This is a genomic window from Parasphaerochaeta coccoides DSM 17374 (assembly GCF_000208385.1).
Taxonomy (GTDB): Bacteria; Spirochaetota; Spirochaetia; order Sphaerochaetales; family Sphaerochaetaceae; genus Parasphaerochaeta; species Parasphaerochaeta coccoides.
The window spans coordinates 2,111,367-2,129,712 of sequence record NC_015436.1 but is presented as its reverse complement, the minus strand read 5'-3'; the positions used below and the strand labels follow the sequence as shown (position 1 = coordinate 2,129,712).

At 53.5% G+C, this 18,346-nt stretch carries 11 protein-coding genes; 3 read left to right on the top strand and 8 right to left on the bottom strand.

What is annotated here, in order from left to right; all coding sequences use genetic code 11:
* Nucleotides 1–70: 70 nt before the first annotated feature.
* From recG to SPICO_RS09140, 6 genes are all read right to left on the bottom strand, one after another.
* Nucleotides 71–2,197 carry an ATP-dependent DNA helicase RecG gene (gene recG / locus SPICO_RS09165; protein ID WP_281047938.1) on the bottom strand — a complete coding sequence of 709 codons (2,127 nt, stop codon included), beginning with the start codon at nt 2,195–2,197 and terminating at the stop codon, nt 71–73.
* 8 nt (nt 2,198–2,205) lie between these two features.
* The gene (locus tag SPICO_RS09160) at nt 2,206–2,841 is read right to left on the bottom strand and encodes a YggT family protein (protein ID WP_013740387.1); all 636 of its coding nucleotides are present in this window, start codon (nt 2,839–2,841) and stop codon (nt 2,206–2,208) included.
* Between the two features lie 8 nt (nt 2,842–2,849).
* Nucleotides 2,850–6,362 carry a DNA polymerase III subunit alpha gene (dnaE, locus tag SPICO_RS09155; protein ID WP_013740386.1) on the bottom strand — a complete coding sequence of 1,171 codons (3,513 nt, stop codon included), beginning with the start codon at nt 6,360–6,362 and terminating at the stop codon, nt 2,850–2,852.
* Nucleotides 6,363–6,434: 72 nt separating this feature from the next.
* Nucleotides 6,435–7,319 carry an FAD binding domain-containing protein gene (locus tag SPICO_RS09150; RefSeq protein WP_013740385.1) on the bottom strand — a complete coding sequence of 295 codons (885 nt, stop codon included), beginning with the start codon at nt 7,317–7,319 and terminating at the stop codon, nt 6,435–6,437.
* Complete coding sequence (locus SPICO_RS09145) at nt 7,303–7,851, bottom strand: hypothetical protein (RefSeq protein WP_013740384.1); 549 nt, start codon at nt 7,849–7,851, stop codon at nt 7,303–7,305. Before SPICO_RS09145 ends, SPICO_RS09150 begins: the two co-directional genes overlap by 17 nt.
* 2 nt (nt 7,852–7,853) lie before the next feature.
* Nucleotides 7,854–9,881 (bottom strand): molybdopterin cofactor-binding domain-containing protein, encoded by a 2,028-nt coding sequence (locus SPICO_RS09140; RefSeq protein ID WP_013740383.1) that lies wholly within the window; start codon nt 9,879–9,881, stop codon nt 7,854–7,856.
* Between the two features lie 960 nt (nt 9,882–10,841).
* Between SPICO_RS09140 and ligA the strand changes: the two genes are divergently transcribed.
* From ligA to SPICO_RS09120, 3 genes are all read left to right on the top strand, one after another.
* Complete coding sequence (ligA, locus tag SPICO_RS09130) at nt 10,842–12,992, top strand: NAD-dependent DNA ligase LigA (RefSeq protein ID WP_013740381.1); 2,151 nt, start codon at nt 10,842–10,844, stop codon at nt 12,990–12,992.
* Nucleotides 12,992–14,326, top strand: a complete 1,335-nt coding sequence (locus SPICO_RS09125) for an aminotransferase class I/II-fold pyridoxal phosphate-dependent enzyme (RefSeq protein ID WP_013740380.1) — start codon at nt 12,992–12,994, stop codon at nt 14,324–14,326. Before ligA ends, SPICO_RS09125 begins: the two co-directional genes overlap by 1 nt.
* A gap of 133 nt (nt 14,327–14,459) precedes the next feature.
* Nucleotides 14,460–15,788, top strand: coding sequence for an ATP-dependent 6-phosphofructokinase (locus tag SPICO_RS09120; protein WP_013740379.1), 1,329 nt, complete (start codon nt 14,460–14,462; stop codon nt 15,786–15,788).
* Between the two features lie 371 nt (nt 15,789–16,159).
* Here SPICO_RS09120 and SPICO_RS09110 read toward each other — a convergent pair whose 3' ends face one another.
* Together SPICO_RS09110 and SPICO_RS09105 are read right to left on the bottom strand one after the other, a co-directional pair.
* Nucleotides 16,160–17,743, bottom strand: coding sequence for a glucose-6-phosphate isomerase (locus tag SPICO_RS09110; RefSeq protein ID WP_013740377.1), 1,584 nt, complete (start codon nt 17,741–17,743; stop codon nt 16,160–16,162).
* A gap of 76 nt (nt 17,744–17,819) precedes the next feature.
* Nucleotides 17,820–18,290, bottom strand: a complete 471-nt coding sequence (locus tag SPICO_RS09105; protein ID WP_013740376.1) for an arginine repressor — start codon at nt 18,288–18,290, stop codon at nt 17,820–17,822.
* Nucleotides 18,291–18,346 lie beyond the last annotated feature (56 nt).

Sequence of the window (18,346 nt, the reverse complement as noted above, 5' to 3'; positions counted from 1 at the left end):
AAGCTCCTGTCCTGTGCAACAGAACAGTCCAAAACCACACTGCCCGGTGATGCGTTTGCGAATGACGCACCTACGAAGCATCTATTACATCTTCAGGGAAAGGAGGGGCGTGCATCAGGACATCCCTGATGACCGAATGTGACAGGGAGAGGAACGCCGGATCTGCCTGGAGGACGGCATCGGCTTCCTTGCGGGCGACCACAATTATCTCTACGTCGGTGGTAAGGTCGGCGAACTGGAGACGGAGGAATCCTGACTGACGGGTTCCGGTCATCTCCCCCGGACCACGGATCAGCAGATCCTGCTCCGCTATACGGAAACCGTCGGTAGATTCCCGCAAGACCAACAGACGCTGGCGTGCGTCATCGCTCAAAGGCTCCCCATAGACAAGAAAACAGTACGACTGGAGAGTCCCGCGACCTACGCGTCCACGGAGCTGGTGGAGGGCGGAAAGTCCGAAATGGTCGGCATGTTCTACCACCATGCAGGTAGCTTCGGGGATATCAATGCCCACTTCCACCACACTGGTCGAGACAAGGTACATCAGCTCCTTTCTCCTGAAACGTTCCAGGATGTCCATTTTCTCCTGCTCAGGAATGCGGCTGTGCAGCAGTGCGGAGGGGATGCCGGGATAAACACGGGTGGAAAGATACTCAAACATGTTGGTGACATCGCGAATATCGCTTGTCCCTGAATCATCAATGCGGGGATAGACGAAATACCCCTGATGGCCGCGGAAGAACTCAATGCCAACAGCCTTGTACATCCTTTCCCTGCTGGCGTCAGAGACCAGATGTGTGATGACAGGGAGTCTTCCCGGAGGCATGGTATGGATAGTCGATACATTGAGATCGCCGAACACCGTGAGCGCAAGGGTACGGGGAATCGGGGTGGCGGTCATCAGGAGGACATCAGGCGTGGCCGCCTTATCCATCAGGGCAAGCCGCTGACCGACGCCGAAACGGTGCTGTTCGTCTATGATCACAAACCTCAAGCGGCGGAATTCCACTTCCTTTGAAAAAAGCGCGTGGGTGCCAATGATTACGTCTATGTTCCCCGCCTTCAAGTTGTCCAGGATGAGCTTCCTCTCCTTGCCCTTCACTGAACCGGTGAGGAAAGCAAGCCGCACGCCCGCCGGAGCAAGGAGACGCGCCGCATTTTCCGCATGCTGACGGGCGAGCAGTTCGGTGGGAGCCATGAAAGCTACCTGCCCGCCATGGGAAAGCACATGCAAAGCGCTGATCCATGCTACCAATGTCTTGCCGCTTCCTACATCTCCCTGGAGCATCCTGTTCATAGGAGAAGATGAGTCCAAATCCATCCTGATTTCCTTAAGAACCGTCTCTTGGTCGGCGGTCAGGGAGAAAGGAAGCAGGGAGATGAACCTTTTCTCGCTGCCGGTAATCTCTCCCGGAGATTTCAGCGTAGAAGAGTCGGTACGCACAGCCCTGCGGCGGGTGACAAGCTGGAGATAAAAAAGCTCCGTGAAGGCAAGGGTCTGCCGTGCTTTCTTCACATCTTCCAGGGATGAAGGCTGATGCCACATGCGGATGGCGCGGTCGGTGGGCAGAAGGGCATACGCGTCCATCAGAGACGGAGGAAGTTCGTCGTCAAAACTGCGGGCAGCCAGTACAGCCGCCACATCACGCCTGATGATTCTCTGGCTAAGGGAGCCGGACAAAGGATAGATTGGCAGGACTGCGCCGAACTCGGCGGGCGGGGAACCATCATCCCGCATGGGGATGACCTCAAATTGCGAGCTTTGCAGTTCGGTCATATGATAGGCGGCCTGAGCGTACACATAGAATGTCCGTCCTGTGACAAGAACCTTTTCCAGAAAATCCCGTCCGAAACAGAGAAGGGACAACCGTCCGTCCCCATTGCCGCTGATATCACGGACAATGACCTTGAGCGTCCTTTTCCCGCGTGTGCGGCCGCCGAACCATGACTGGGAAAGAACCTGGACGAAGGTGTTGACAACCGTATTTTCTCCTGTATTCCGCGCTACGCTTCCCAAAGGGACAATGATGGAGCGATCCTCCCATGACCGGGGTGAAAGGAGAAGGACATCCCCTTGGGTACGGATTCCCAAGGCATCATAACCGAGCCGGGCGCTTTTTCCGACTCCCGGAAGGCTGGCTATTGGTTCCTGCAATTGGCGGATGAACATATGCTTCTCTCTTTCCCTGGTTCTCAGATGGACTCTCAGAAAGGTATGCGCGTCACCAGATTGGCGAGCAGGATGACCAGAAGGAAGCTGACGGCCCAGGTGACGAGCAGCGCGACCAGGGAGGCTATGACCAAAGTCCTGTCAGGAACTATCCGATCCTTGTAGAAACGCCGTTGGATTCCATTGAACAACCAACCCAGCGCGGAATCGAGAATCATGACATAGTTGGAAGAATTGGGAGTTCTCCTGTAACAGAAGACCAAGCGGATGATAAGGAGGATGAGGAAGAAGATGAAGGCGGGGTTGAACAGTGACTGCCAGAGCATCCGGATCAGCAGGGCAAGCACCATGCCCAAGGTCAGGATGCCGGTGTTGCCGAAAAGCGTGAGTATGCTTCTGGCAAGGTTCAGCGCCAGCAGTGCCATGAGAGGGGTCAGGTCGATACGGCGGAGCTTGAGGAACTTTACCCCGGAGAACAGGCGTAGATACGGGTCGGTGATAGAAGCGATGAACCGGAAGAACGGGCTGGCGCTGAAAGCCTGAAAAGACGGGGAGCGCATCCATGTCATGATGATGCGGAGCCAGATAACAAGGGAATAGATGGAGATAACCCCTGCCGCTGTCAGGGCAAGGTTCATCAGGAAAGTGGGGTGATTGCTATATACGGGCATAAATCCTCCTAGTCAAACCAGACACCGGTCACTCCGGGGATTTTCTTCAAGTCTTCAATGAGCTTCTCTGAATAATCTACGGAAAACTCATACCCTGCGGCAATGACAGTCTGCGGAGCCGGGAGGGAGAGTGTCTCCTCAGAATCCTCCGGAGCTTCGCTGGCCTCGAATCCGGCTTCCTCCGCGTTATGAGCCGCTGCGGTCAGCGCGGCGGCAGAGTCCTCAATGTGGAAGATTGTACGGCATCTTCCCCGTCCCAGGTTTTCCACAATGACATCCTTGAGAGTCTCGATCATGTCATCGGAACACATGTGCTTCTCAATCTGGATATGAGCTTCTTTCAGGGCGACCGGATCCAGGCTGTACGGGTCGCAGACAGCATCCACGATGAATCCAATGGACTCCCTTTTCGGATTGTACTCGAACTTTCCCTGGAAACCATAGATGCCGTCCTTTTCGATTTTCCCGGAGACAGCCGCCCATGCATTGGGGAAACAGGTAGCTTCCAATGTACCGCTGAAATCGACCAATTCCAGGAAGCCCATCATAGTCTGCTTCTTGGTCATCAACGTCCTGATGTCAGTGATCATGGCCACCAGGGAAATCTGCCGGTTGCGGGGAAAACGTTCAGGACGGGAGAAATCCACGAGGACGCTGCGTTTCCAGGCATCGCGGTACAGATCCAGGGGATGTCCGGATATGTAAAAACCCAGCAGGGCTTTCTCAATCTCAAGTTTCTCACGCATCTCCCAATCAGGATGGCGTGTCATGGTGAAGGAATCAATGTCATCGCCTTCGAACAGGGAGCTCTGCCCGCTTTCCTTGCTTTCCTTCTGTTTCTGGGCGTAGATGACCGCCGCTTCCATGTTTTCTATCAGCGTAGGACGGTTTTCCTCCATGCTGTCGAAGGTTCCCGCCTTTATCAAGGATTCAAGGAGCTTGGAATTCATTGCGCGCGAATCGACCCTGACAAGGAAGTCTATGAAAGATTCATAGGGGCCGTGTTCGTTACGTTCCCGGATAATCAGGTCGGCCACGCCTTCCCCGACATTCTTGATGCCTGCCAGACCATAGACAATCTTGCCTTCAACGGCATTGAATTGCCTTTCCGAGTAATTGATGGAAGGAGGAAGTACCTCTATTCCCATATGCTTGGCTTCTCTCAGGTATTCCGAGAACTTGTCAGGATTGTTAATCTCATTGGTCAGGTTCGCCGCCATAAATTCAGCGGGATAGTTCGCCTTGAGGAACGCTGTCTGATAGGCTATGACGGAATAAGCCACCGCGTGGGACTTGTTGAAGCCATAACCGGCAAAAGGTTCCAGCATCTTGAAGATGTAGCGTGCGAGCTTCTCCTGATAGCCTTTCGCCAAGGCTCCCTCAACGAACTTCACTTCTTGGGCAGCCAGCTCCTCCGCTTTCTTCTTGCTCATGATGCGGCGCAGGATATCAGCGGCTCCCAGCGTGTATCCCCCAATGATTTGGGCGACTTTCATGACCTGTTCCTGGTAGACGATGACGCCGTAGGTCGTCTTGAGCGTTTCCTCCAAGTCCGGATGAGCGTAGGTAATCGGCATCCTGCCGTTCTTGCTTTCAACGAATTGGGGGATGTAGTCCATGGGCCCCGGCCTGTACAGGGCGTTCAAGGCCACCAAGTCTTCTATGCTGTTCGGAAGGGCATCACGGAGAATCTTCTGCATGCCGGTCGATTCAAACTGGAAGACGCAGGCGCTGTCTCCACGACGGAGCATGTCAAATGTTTTTTCATCTTCTTCGTTGATGTCCTCAATGGAAAATCCGGGGTTTGTCTTGTGAACCAAATCAACAGTATGCTTGATGAGGGTCAGCGTCTTCAGTCCGAGCAAGTCCATCTTGACCAGGCCGTTTTCCTCCAACTGATCCATGGTGAACTGGGTGGAGATTGCGCCAGTCTTGGCATCACGGTAGAGCGGAACATAGGTGAGCAGCTTTTTTTCACCAATAACTACGCCCGCCGCATGGGTCGATGTGTGTCGGTTCAATCCTTCCAGGCGGAAGGCGGCGTCGAACAATTCTCCGTAGATGCCTCCGGCATCAGCAACCTGTTTCAGCTCAGGGGACTGTTCAAGGGCTTTCTTCAAGGTCATCTTGGGGTCGTCGGGAATCATCTTGGCTATGCGGTTGGACTCCTCGAAGGGAATGTCCAGTACACGGGCGACATCCTTTACCACAGCCTTGGCTTTGAGGGTTCCGAAGGTGGCTATCTGGGCGACATGATCCTCACCGTAATGCTCCGTCACATATTCTATGACTTCCTGGCGGTGTTCAAAGCAGAAGTCAATGTCGAAGTCAGGCATTGTCTTTCTTTCAGGATTGAGGAACCTTTCGAACAGCAGGTTATATTTGATGGGATCGACATCAGTGATTTCCGTGCAGTATGCCACCAGCGAGCCTGCGCCGGAACCACGGCCAGGCCCTACCGGGATGTCACGCTGCTTTGCCCAGTAGATGTAATCCCGGACAATGAGGAAATAGCCCTGGAAACCCATCTGGATGATGACATCAAGCTCGTAATCCAGTCTTTTCTCCAAGTCAGGCGTCACTTCCGCATACCGGCGGGCAAGTCCTTCATGGGAAAGATGCCGGAGGTAAGAGTCATCCGTGAAGCCTTTGGGGACACGGAAGCGGGGCAGGCGCGGTCCGGGAAAATGTATCTCCAGATTGCATAAATCTGCAATCTTCACTGTATTTTCCACGGCTTGCGGACACCAGAGGAACTGTTTTTCCATTTCCTCAGCGCTTTTCATGTAGTATTCAGCCGAGTGGAAACGCATCCTGTCGGCTTCATTCTTCTTCTTGCCCATGCCAATGCACAGGAGGATGTCGTGGGCGTTGGCATCGCTTTTGTTGATGTAGTGGATATCATTGGTCGCTACAAGGGGAATGCCGGTTTCCGTGGAAAGACGGGCAAGAGCCTGGTTCACCGTCTTCTGTTCGGGCAAGCCATGATCCTGGATTTCCAGGTAATAGCGTCCCCCGTCAAAGACTGATGCATGCCACAGGGCGGCTTTCTTGGCGTCCTCATACCTATTGTCCTTCAGAAGGGACGCAATTTCCCCGCCAAGGCAGGCGGACAGGCAAAGGACGCCCTCATTGTGCTGTTCTATCAGCTCATGATCGATACGCGGCTTGTAGTAGAAACCTTCGACATAGGAGATGGAGTTCAGTTCCATCAGATTGTGATAGCCTTTCTCGTTCATGGCAAGGAGAATCAGATGATAGGCACGCGGCTTTCCTTCCACGCCTTCGCGCAAGGTATGGCTTTCAGGAGCGACATAGAACTCACAGCCGATGATAGGCTTGATGTCCGCTGCCTTGCATGCCTTGTAGAACTTGTGGGCTCCGAACATATTGCCGTGGTCGGTGATTGCCAGGGCATTCATGCCCAGTTCCTTTGCCTTGGCTATGTATTTTGGTATGGAACCCGCGCCATCGAGCAGGGAGTAATCAGTATGGTTGTGAAGGTGTACGAATCCGGACATCTGTCGCTCTCCTGTCGAGTCATCATACCACATTCCCACGCTTTGGTGATGGGCTACGGGATTTTCTTCCGGTTATTTTTCCATTGCCATGACATCAATGTCATGCAGGACTTCCGCGAAAAGACGGCGGCTTCTCTCAAGCTGGAGAGGAGTCACCCCAGGATGCATCCTGGCTATCTCCATGACAAGCTGTGAGGAAAACTTCCGTACTTTGTCCGGTGACAGGGGCAGATCCTGTCCGCTGAGCAGGGCTTCCATCTCACGGCTCTGGTGGAAACCGGCGGTCGGATAGGTGAAGCAGAAACGCGCACGGGACAGGGTTCCTTGGGTTCCCTGGCATTGGAAAGCGAACAGCACGGAATCACGCGGCGCAAGCATTGGGTGATCAATGACCCGGAACCGTTGGAAACCAGGCATGTCCAGGCTGATGCGTATTTTGGACAGGATGCTTTTTGGCGGCATCAGGAGAGCGCCGTTCTTGCCATAGAGCCGGGCTATGGGAATCCAGCGGGTGATGATGCGGGAACGTTGGAGGTAACGGACTTCCGCGGCTGATTCAAGGACTGCCAAGGTCGTCGGCAAGGAAAGGCGGATGTCCGGAGTACACAGGGTTCCGCCAATGGTAAGCTGTCTCCGGTACAGTGGGGAGGCCGTGGACTTGAGGGTATCCAGCATCAGGTCGGAAAGCAACAGCTTGCCGGTATTGGTCAGTTGAGATGCGGTGACCATGGCTCCAATTTCCACAAAACGGTCGTTCCTCGTGATTTTCTTCAATTCAGGAATCCCCGCCAGATCGATGATGGCACTGGCGTCCTTGCCAGGATAAGCATCCGGTCTGCTCATGATATACGTACCGCCTGCCCACAGACGCGCATCAGGAGTACGGTTCAGGATAGAGAGGGCTTCCCCAATGGTACGGGGGCTATGGATTGTGGGAGACTTAATTCCTTCGTACATTCCTGCGTCTCCTGTATTCCGCTGCCGTGCGGGCAATGAGGATGAGTTGACCGACATCCATTGTGGTGCATGCGATGTCGTCAAGGTCCTGCTCTATGGTCACCATGTCAAGGGTTGTGGGTTCTGCCGTCGGACGGTTGGGGTTTTCCTCCGGCGTGGAGATCCGGGCGGGAGTTTTCGATGCGTCTATGTCGGTAATCATCGACTCAAGGATCATGGTGATGGCGGCATAGCTTCCGCCATCCGGATAACATTCATGGAACGCGTAGGCGCGTTCAATATCCCGGCAGAGGCGGGTCTTGCGGAATCCGTTGTACGAACGAATCGTGGTACCCCGTACACGGAAAGCAGGCATCTGGGCGGGCAGGACAAGTTCATCGTCAATGAAGACGGGTTCCCGTGTCAGCGAGCCAAAGAAGGGATTCCAGGAAAAGTCCTTGGGTATGTCCTCGGCAAGGATGAGGGAAAGTGGCTTGTCCGCATTGACGTTCACGGATATCTTCTTGTTGTCGAGCTGGAAATCAAGTTTCACGGTCACTCCTCCCTGATATGGTCGAGGATGAGGGCGCTGGTGACGGGGATTGTACTCATGCCGGAGGGCAGGGCTTGTCCGAGCGCCGACAGAAATGCTCCCATGACCAATCCCCTGAGTATTGAATTTACCGACGCGGGAGCGCCATCCTCGGTATTGTGGATGGTGATGTCTATGGTAAATGGCTTGTTCCCGTCACGATTGTCGAAATAGGCGCCGCTTTCCCTCAATGTATGCACTATTGTCTGGCGGATGCGTGTCCGCAGCAGCTTGTCATCATCCACATATCCGAAAGAGAATACTGCCCAGACATGCCGGACGACCGGATGCAAGGTGATTGTGTCTATGTCCAGTTCTATCGCCAGGCTTGCTCCGCTGGTTCCTTCAAATTCTGTGTGGGATGCCATGGCAGGGCTGCGGAAGGTCATTGATGCTTCAAGAGGCAACGGTTCCTTGAACCGTCTTTCCCTGATGTCATGGGCAAGTTTCCTGAACATCCGCGGCAGACGCCCGCTGTTGGCTGACAAGACAGCTGGTCCGCTGTCCCGCAGTTCCTCCCGGCTTTCATCCACGGGGAGGATGGACTCCGGGTCAATGTCCAGCTCACGGGTAATCATGTTTTTCCAGATGTTCTCGCTGGGGCCGTTGAGAGGAAAGGACGTGTTGAAGGAAACCTTGTCTTTTTCCTCAAGCCTGAGAGAGACGGAGAACTTGTCGGCGAGTTCGAAGGATGAGCTGAAACCGCTGATGCCGGCTCCCGCGGAGCATCCGATTCCTTTGGCGTAGTTGAGGAATGTCGAATATCTGTTTTTCCGTTGCTTCTGTAATTCGAAAGCGGCGTGCTTGCGCTGGAAACCGGACTTTTCCGCGGTTTCGTTGATGATATCCCGCAAGATGGAAAATTTTTCGGACGTGACGAAGCCTGTACGGACGGGATATTCTCCCAGGTTCTTTATCTTCCAGTCGATGGGAGAAATACCTGCCGCCCTGGCCACTGCATTATAATGGACAGCCGTGCTTGATACCGCCGTGGCATAGCCCAGGTCTCCATGGAAAGATGCCGGTGGGGATGAGCTTTTACGCGCGGTGACGATGACTGAACCTTTGGGCAGGTTGTACGGCGGCAGGAGTCCCGCCATGACCTGACGTTGCATCTCTTGCGTGAAGACAGGGAAGGCTCCCTGGTCTATGTCAGCCGTCACTGTTTCTTCCAGGGGTTTTCCGGTGCTGGAGGCGAAGACTGTGCGGCGGTGGATTGTCATGAGGGGATTGGCGTGCGCCGGTTCATGGCTGAGGGATACTTTTCCTCCGACCTTCATGGCGGCGGCAGCGGCAATGACGCCAAGCAGGGACGGCCATATGACATAAGCATCACGATGAGTGAAATAGGGAAGTCTCTTGAGCGTGATTTTCCGTTTGCTGATTCCCAAAGCTTCCGCTATGGATTCCCGCACATGAAAAGGCCACTGGGTCGGCACATGCATGTTCAGTTCCTTCTGGTCATACATGGCTTGGATTACTATTTCTTCCGCTCGCGCGGGGTGACGTATCGGATATGTATAGGTCTGCTCCAACACCTGTGTTTCCGTTTCGGGGGGAGGATTGCCTCCTTTATCCCATGCTGCTGTTAAGGGGCTTCCGGCTATGTTGGCCTCTCGTTGTCCGGGCGTTCCTTCTTCACTGGAAACGCCATCTGTCTTCTCCTGTTCAGAAACCGGAGCAGGGACAGGAGGGAGGGAATAGGAAAACCGGATAGAGCGAGCTGTATTTCTGACTGTTTCAATGTCAGGGCCGAAAAGAGCCAGGACAGGCTGGCCTTCATAGGAGATGGATGATGATGTCAGTACCGGCATGCGGGTGTCCAGGATATGGATGGAATTGGTTCCGCTGAAGTCCCGTGGTTCAATGAGGAAGCAGCCATAGGGCAGTGTGGGCATGGAAATGTCCACGATGGTACCGGATGATACAGATGAACACAGGACGATGCCATGGTACTGGGGTACGTCGCCGAGTTGTGTTTTTTTCTCCATCGTCGTCCCCCTTCGCAGTGTGGATACAGTATCATGTCACGCGGCAAACTGCAACGCCGGGCGCAACGCAAGGGCAATACACAGGACATGCGCACAGCAGTGGTGCGCGTCAACAGGGACAGCAGAACAACGGAGGCAAGACAGGGAGCGAATTGGATGTATGGACATCCAAAAGAAAGCCCTTTACCACACCAAAGAGTTCAGGATCAGATAGGATATTCCGCCTATTACAAACGCAAAAATCGCAGCAATCCCGGTTCCTTTCAAGAATCCGATGAAGTGGAACATATAATCCTTGTATGCGGGGTGTCCCTTCGTGCCTTTAAGTACCATGACAGATGGCTGAACCGTGCAGAACAGCAACCAATCCATTATGGTCAAGTCACATATGTTCCATACCATGAAAACCATAAAAGAAAATGCCATAATGTCCAGGAAGCCGTCTGTCCTGTGGCGAAATGTCCATAAAACCGCAAACAGATAATATCCGATAATCACGACCCAAACCAACAAGGAAACACATGTCGTCAGCCGTTTGCTTTTTATGGGTATGTCAGCGAGTTCTTGCAGTTCTTTCGGGTAATTATGGATCAGGGTATGGGGTACGAGCCTGAAAGTGACATACAGAGCAATTACCCAAATACCCGACCATACCAAACCATGAAGAAGAGCATTTAACCAAATCATACCTGCCTCCTGTTCTCAACAACTCCGATAGCTTTACATGAGTCTTGATACTGACAGACCTGGAAGAATCCTGAATATTACCCGAAAGTATTATTTTGGTGGAAAACGCATTACTGCAAGGGTTATTTTATGCGTGAAATAGTATCTTTTGAGTTGATGCTCTTAAATGAACAGCCTTTTTTGAAATACCCGGAAAGGTGAACATATCCAGCCTCTGGAAACCCCTGACCGAACAAGGTAAGATGGTATCTGTCACATCAGGGAGGATTCCAGATGCACACACAGGAAACGGCAGTACGACGCATGGCGGAACTTTCCCGCATCCTTCTTGACGCCCAGCATGAATATTATGTCTTGGGACGCCCCAGTATGTCAGACAAGGAATATGATACCCTGATGGATGAACTTGCCGCCCTTGAAGCAGCTCATCCTGATGTGAAAGAAGCTGATTCTCCCACGCAGCGCGTCGGCAGCGACCTCACTTCCGATTTCCCCGAAGTCCGCCATTCCATCCCCGTGCTGAGCTTGGACAAGGCATACAGCGCCGAAGCCATCGTCTCCTGGATGAACAAGGCGGGGCTCAAGGCCGACACAGGTCTCTCATTCATAGTGGAGGAAAAAATCGACGGCGTATCAATGGTTCTCTACTATGAGAAAGGAATCCTTGTCCGTGCCGTGACACGGGGCAACGGAACTGTAGGCAATGATGTAACTGCCAACATCAGAACCATCGCGGCCGTCCCTCTCCGACTGTCCGAACCGCTGGACATTGCGGTCAGGGGAGAAGTGTATCTTCCCAAGGAATCCTTTTCCGTGTTGAACAAGACCATGGAAATCCCATATGCCAATCCTCGCAACCTTGCCGCGGGAACAATCAGGAGAATCAAGAGCAGCGAAACTGCCCGTGTACCCCTGACCATTTTTGTCTACGAGGCTTATTTTGCAGGTGATGCCACCCTCTATCCCAACCATGTGGAACTTCTTGCCGCGTTGGTTCGTCTCGGCTTCCGGGTCAATCCACACCTGGGGGTATTCGCATCTGGCCGACAGGAAGCCGAGGCTCTTTTGTCCGCGTCCGGCGTACAAGGCTTTTCCGGCGCCTTCGACGACCTTGCCGGCTACATATCCGGCGTCACCAGGGAGAGGGGAAATCTTCCTTATGAGATTGACGGTTTGGTAGTGAAAGTCAACGACCTTGCGCTCCGGGACGTCTTCGGTTATACAGGACATCATCCCCGGTGGGCGATTGCATACAAATTTGAATCACCCGCCGCCCAGACAGTGGTGCAGGACATAGATGTCCAAGTAGGCCGAACCGGAAGGATTACCCCAATGGCGCGGGTCAGGAGCGTTCCCATCGGCGGCTCCGTGGTTTCCAACGTCACGCTTCACAACCAGGATTATATTGACCTCCTGGAGCTGGCCATTGGCGACACTGTGGAAGTTTCCAAGCGCGGTGATGTCATCCCTGCGGTCGAGCGTGTCGTGGAGAAGAATGAGGAAGGCAATACCACCTGGCGCATACCCGCCATCTGTCCCAGTTGTGGCTCGACCCTGGTCATCCGGGGAGCGCACACCTTCTGTCCCAATGCCTCCGGCTGTCCCGCACAGGTAGGAGGACGGATTCAGTTCTTCGTAGGCAAGGACGGCATGGACATTGCCAATTTCGGGCCGGAGACAGTCACTGTCCTGAGAAACATCAATGCCCTGTCCGACATCCCGGACATCTATACGCTTGATTACCGGAGGGTCTTGGATGGTCAGCCAGGTTTCGGAAAAAAGAAGATCAGCCTCATTGTCACAGGAGTGGAGGACAGTCGGAACCGACCGTTCCGTGTTGTTCTTTCTGCCCTTGGTCTGCCTGATTTCGGCAGGAAGGCGGTAGATCAGCTTCTTGATGCAGGCAGCATCCGGTCAATGGAGCAGCTTCTTCACATCGTGGATACCCACGATATGGACACGTTGACATCCATCCCCCAGATTGGAGAAAAGATGGCCATGACCCTGATAGAATCACTATCCGCGCCAGAGATGCGCGCGCGCATCCATGCATTGGGTGAAGCAGGTCTTTCCTTTGAAGAGGAAGCCTCTCAGGTTTCCGATGTCCCGCAGATTTTCGCCGGACAGACATGGTGTGTCACCGGTTCCTTTGAACATTTCTCCCCACGTGAAAAAGCAATGGTCGAGGTGAAAAAACGGGGAGGCCGGGTCACGTCCTCCGTCACCGGCAAGACCACCCATCTGCTGGCGGGAGGCGGGGCGGGGAGTAAACTTTCCCAGGCACAGAAAGCGGGTGCGCGTATTGTCAGCGAGGATGAATTTCTGGGGATGCTGGACGCTGATGCTAAAGAGAATATCAGGGAGAATGCCGGGAAGGATGCCAATGAGGACTCTGAAATTGAGACTCAAGGGAGGCTGTTCTGATGAATGCGGAGAACAACATGACGGACATTGCCGGACAACTCAATGAAAATCTTTCTGAAACAGTGGTCTTCCGTCTGCTGTCTTCATTTGGACGACGCATCTATTTTCCGAGGGGGATAGTCTTCCAGAGCGTAGAGGCCGGACGTCTTGCATACCGGTACAACGCGACCGCCGGGGTGGCCATGCAGGATGGTCAGCCGATGTATCTTTCCGAGATGTACAATGCTTTCGATACCGAGGTTTATGAACCACGGGACATCTTTTCCTATGCCCCGACAGGAGGGGATGCCCAGGCGCGCAGTCTCTGGCATCAGAGGCTGCTGAAGAACAATCCCGCGCTGCATGGCATACCCGCATCGGTTCCCATGGTCACAGCAGCACTGACCCATGCCCTTTCCCTTGCCGCGCGGCTTTTCGTTGATGAAGGTGATGCTGTGGTGGTTCCTTCCCTCCGTTGGGACAACTATGACCTGATTTTCGGCACAGGCCATGGAGCCGTCCTCCACAGCTTTCCGCTGTTCTCTCCAGCCGGAGAATTTAATGTTCCCGCCATGATGGAGGCAATCCATGGTGTGGAAGCCTCAAAGGTCATCCTGATTCTCAATTTCCCAAACAACCCAACCGGCTATACGCCTCCTGACAGCATGATTGAGGACATTGCCCGGACGCTTTCCGCAGTCGCTGCGGAAGGGAAGGATTTGTTGGTGATTTGTGATGACGCGTATCATGGGCTTTTCTATGAAGACGGCATAGGAACCAACTCCCTTTTCGCGCATCTGGCTGATGCTCACCCAAATCTCCTGGCCATCAAATGCGACGGGCCGACCAAGGAAGACCTTCTCTGGGGCTTCCGTCTCGGCTTCATCACCTGCGCATGCAAGGGATTGCCCCGTCCGGCCTACGAAGCACTCGAACAAAAACTTCTTGGTGCGATACGGTGTTCGGTGTCCAGCAGCCAGCGTCCCGGTCAGTCAATCCTGATAGAAGCTTTGACCAATGGGACGAAAATCGACCAAGAGAGAGATGCCGCCAGGGAGGAGATGCGCTGCCGGTATCAGGCTGCGCGTGATGCCTTGGCAAAACATGTGGATGACAACATCCTCACTCCGTTTCCTTTCAATTCAGGATACTTTTTTGCTTTCAAGTGCAATGTAGGCAAGGTGGACGCGGAAACTCTCCGCCGCCGGTTGCTTGAGAGCTATGGGGCAGGAACGGTCAGCTTGGCAATAGATGTCCTGCGGGTGGCGTATTGCAGTGTACCGAGGGAAGGCATCCCTCTGCTGGTGGACATGATTTACCAGGCAGCTCACGAAATCTCTGCCATGGGGGAATGATTCCAGAGCAAGGTTCCAACGTTCATACGTTTCCCATATGGAGCGTTTCCCGCATGGTGCTGTCTTGTCATTGACGGGACATACAGCTACAGTAGCTACAGTAGCTACAGTAAAGATTGTGGAGGAATAGGGCATGAGCAGTGCAGTTTTAGACTTTACTATACCGAATCTTGGAGAGGCAAAGATACCTTCTCCCATTCTGATGAGCCATAGCTCCGGAGATGGCATGGCCGACTATGTGCTTGACTCCACCCGAATCCTGTTCAACGTGGCGACCAAGGCTGGTTCTGACGGTCATTCCGTTCCTGTGGATGATGGTACCCTGGAGCTTGCAGGCCCCCGTGAGCGCATCTATTTCAACCCTGCCCATGTCCATGCGGCCATTACTACCTGCGGTGGTATCTGTCCCGGTCTGAACAATGTAATCAGGGCGGTGGTTCGATGTTTCTGGTATCGCTACGGCGTGCGCCGCATCAGCGGCATCCCCTATGGATACCAAGGTCTGCTGGAGGAGTCTTCCTTTCCTATCATCCCCCTTGATCCGGACATTGTCGATGACATTCAGGAGAAGGGCGGAACCATCCTCGGTTCCTCACGCGGTGGTGGTGATCAGATTTCCGAAATCGTAGATTCGCTGGAGAGGATGAACGTCAACATCCTGGTGGCGGTCGGAGGGGACGGAACCTTGCGGGGAGCCTGGGATATTGGGGAAGAAATCAAGAAGCGCGGGCTGAAGATATCGGTCATCGGCGTGCCGAAGACAATAGATAATGATCTTTCGTTCATCCAGAGTTCCTTTGGTTTTGATACAGCTGTCGCTCAGGCGGTTCCTGTGGTGCGTGGGGCGCATATCGAGGCACGCAATTCTATCAACGGCATTGGCCTGGTCAAAGTGATGGGCAGGGAGTCCGGTTTCATAGCCGCCAATACATCCCTGGCGCAGAGTGATGTCAATTTCTGTCTGATTCCTGAGAATCCGTTTGACCTGGAGGGGGAGAATGGGTTCCTTGTCCACTTGAAGAAAAGGATTCTGGATCGTGGGCATGCTGTCATTTTGCTTGCCGAGGGAGCAGGTCAGAACCTGTTGCCTCCCACTGCGGAAAGGGACGCTTCCGGCAACGTGAAGTTTCAGGATATCGGCATATTCCTCAAGGATCGCATCCAGGCTTATTTCAAGAAGGAACGCATAGAGGTGAACATAAAGTATATTGATCCCAGCTACATCATCCGCAGCGCACCCGCTGATTCCTTTGATTCCATCTACTGTGCCCGGCTTGGCGCCCATGCTGTCCATGCGGCAATGGCGGGGAAGACGCAGGCGTTAATCAGTCAATGGAACAACAAGTATGTCCACATTCCCATCAAGGTGGCGGTCAGCCGACGCAACCACATTGATTTGGAAGGGACGTTGTGGCGCGATGTTCTGGAGAATACGCGCCAGCCATATTCCATGGCAAACTGAATAAATTCAAAGAAGGTCAGAAAAATTCTAAAGATGGACGTTAATTTTTTATGATTTCTCTTGATTCTTTTTTCTCTTATATGTATTTTAGGGTTCAGAAAGAGAACGACAGTAGTTTTAAGTCCCTCCAGGACTGGAAATTGCAAAATCGGGTTTTTTCTAACCTCCTTTTGTTCCCCCTCAGGTTTAACCTCCTTTTCCTGAGGGGGTTTTTTTATAAAAATACGAAAACCAGCTACAACTCTTGAAAAGTGGCGGGACACGGACGCTGCACCATATCATTGACATGCCTGATCAGTTGATTGTTCATCCACTTGTTCGTACAGAACAACGGCAAACTTTCCGCTTGGAATATGCAGCCAGAACAACGTTTATGAAAGCATCTTTGCGCAGGCTGCCAGGACAGGATCTCCTTGGCTTCCCGCCAAGACTTTTCCTGCCAGAACCTTGCCCAGCTGGACGCCTTCCTGGTCAAAGGAGTTGATGTTCCACAGGAACCCCTGGAACATCACCTTGTTTTCATAATGGGCAAGAAGGGCACCCAGGCTTTCCGGTGTGAGACGCTCGCCATGGAGAAGGGAAGACCAGCGTCCTCCGGCAAACCTCTTGTTCGGATTCCCGTCATCCTTGCCACGGGCAAAGGCAACGATTTGGGCGGACAGGTTTGCGTTGAGCTTCTGCTGGCTGGTCGAACCATCGGTAACAATATCCTGACCGGCCTGCGACCGGGAAAATCCGATGAACTGGAGCGGAATGATGTCCGTCCCTTGGTGAAGGAGCTGATAGAAGGAATGCTGTCCGTTGGTTCCGGGTTCTCCAAACACGACAGGCCCAGTCTTGTAGGAGACAGGAACACCGTCGCGGTTCACGCTCTTGCCATTGCTTTCCATGTCCAACTGTTGCAGATGGGCGGGAAAGCGGCTCAACGCTTGGGAATAGGGCAGGACAGCGGTCACAGGACAATTCAGGACATTGCGCAGGTAGACGCCAATGAGGGCATCGAGAAGGGCGGCGTTCTTGGTGACATCCTTTTCCAATGCTTTGGCATCGGCCTGATGAGCGCCCTCCAGAAAACGTGCGAATGTCTCATGTCCGAAAGCCAAGGACAGCACCACGCCGCCAACGGCGCTTGATGATGAATACCGGCCGCCTATATAGTCGTCGAAGAAGAACGATGCCAGTACATTCTTGCTTGTCGCCAGAGGACTGGTCTTGCTGGTGACCGCCACCATGTGTTTTGCAGGGTTGAGACCGGTAATTTTTTTCTTGTGCATCGCCTGGATTACCAAATCACGGTTCGTCAAGGTTTCCTGCGTCGTGCCGCTTTTCGACACAAGGATGAACAAAGTCCGTTCCATGTCCAGCCCGTCAAGAACATCCGCGGCATCATCAGGGTCCACGTTGGAGATGAAACGTGCCTCAAGACGCTGGATGCCTTCTCCAAGAGCCCAGTCCTTCAAGGCGAGATATAGGGCGCGGGGGCCGAGGTCGCTGCCTCCTATGCCTATCTGGACGACAGTACGGAAAGTCTTGCCCGTCGAGCCAGTAATCCTGCCATCACGTACTTGGGCGGCGAAAGCGCGCGTCTTCTCCAGTTCCGCCGCATAGAAAGCCCCTTTTTCTTCTCCGTCTGCCATGACCGTCTCGGAAGCTCCCGGCACACGACCGCGCAGGAGATGATGAAGCACCAGGCGCTTCTCTCCGGTGTTCATGATTTCTCCTGACAGGAGAGCCGTATATTTGGCTATGACTTCTTGATCATCCGACAGGGACTGGAGAGCATCAATGTGAGACTTCACCACGGGCATGGCGGCATAGGAATACGTAAGCCCTCCTCCCGCGGGGATGGAACAGGAAGCGAAACGCTCTGGATCCAGGGTCGTCCTGATGTCTGCGGGGGCAAGGGCTGATACGGCGGCGAAAGCCGTGCTCTGGTCAAGGTTCTTATAGGTCATCATATCCTCCTGGGTCTCATGCTCACCCAGGATTGTAGCGTTGCATGCGGAGGGGATGCAAGGCATACAGGAGATTTCAGTCCGTGATTTCAGGGATGCGGATCTTGAAACTTTCCAGAAGGTCTTCTTTGGTCATCCCCTCGCGGAGAATCAGGAAGATTGTATCATCGCCGGCAAGGGTACCAAGGATTTCCGGAAGGGCAAGGATATCCAGGGCAATCCCAACGCTGTTCGCATGGCCGGGTCGGGTCTTCACCACGCCGAAATTGCCGCTGAACTCAATGGACAGTATGCCGCGGCGCACGTCCTGGATGTAGCTTTTCTCGGATTCAGAAATCAAGTCTTTCTCTGGCAGGGCATAGTAATACCCCGACCATCCGTCAGATATCTTTCCCACCTTGAGCATCTTGAGGTCACGGGACAATGTTGCCTGTGTGACGGAAAAACCTTCCAATCGCAGCATCTCAAGCAGAGCATCCTGGTTGTCGATCTTATTGTTCTTGATTAATTCCTTGACAACCGCAAGCCGGTTATGGCGTCCTCTCATGGCGTAGCTTCTCCTTGGATGGATAATCATACTGAATAAACATTCATTATGCATGA

Coding starts and splice junctions, on each gene's coding strand:
- SPICO_RS09160 (WP_013740387.1), bottom strand. CDS start 2,841: ATGCCCGTATATAGCAATCACCCCACTTTCCTGATGAACCTTGCCCTG.
- SPICO_RS09125 (WP_013740380.1), top strand. CDS start 12,992: ATGAATGCGGAGAACAACATGACGGACATTGCCGGACAACTCAATGAA.
- SPICO_RS09150 (WP_013740385.1), bottom strand. CDS start 7,319: ATGTACGAAGGAATTAAGTCTCCCACAATCCATAGCCCCCGTACCATT.
- SPICO_RS09140 (WP_013740383.1), bottom strand. CDS start 9,881: ATGGAGAAAAAAACACAACTCGGCGACGTACCCCAGTACCATGGCATC.
- SPICO_RS09120 (WP_013740379.1), top strand. CDS start 14,460: ATGAGCAGTGCAGTTTTAGACTTTACTATACCGAATCTTGGAGAGGCA.
- dnaE (WP_013740386.1), bottom strand. CDS start 6,362: ATGTCCGGATTCGTACACCTTCACAACCATACTGATTACTCCCTGCTC.
- SPICO_RS09110 (WP_013740377.1), bottom strand. CDS start 17,743: ATGACCTATAAGAACCTTGACCAGAGCACGGCTTTCGCCGCCGTATCA.
- SPICO_RS09105 (WP_013740376.1), bottom strand. CDS start 18,290: ATGAGAGGACGCCATAACCGGCTTGCGGTTGTCAAGGAATTAATCAAG.
- ligA (WP_013740381.1), top strand. CDS start 10,842: ATGCACACACAGGAAACGGCAGTACGACGCATGGCGGAACTTTCCCGC.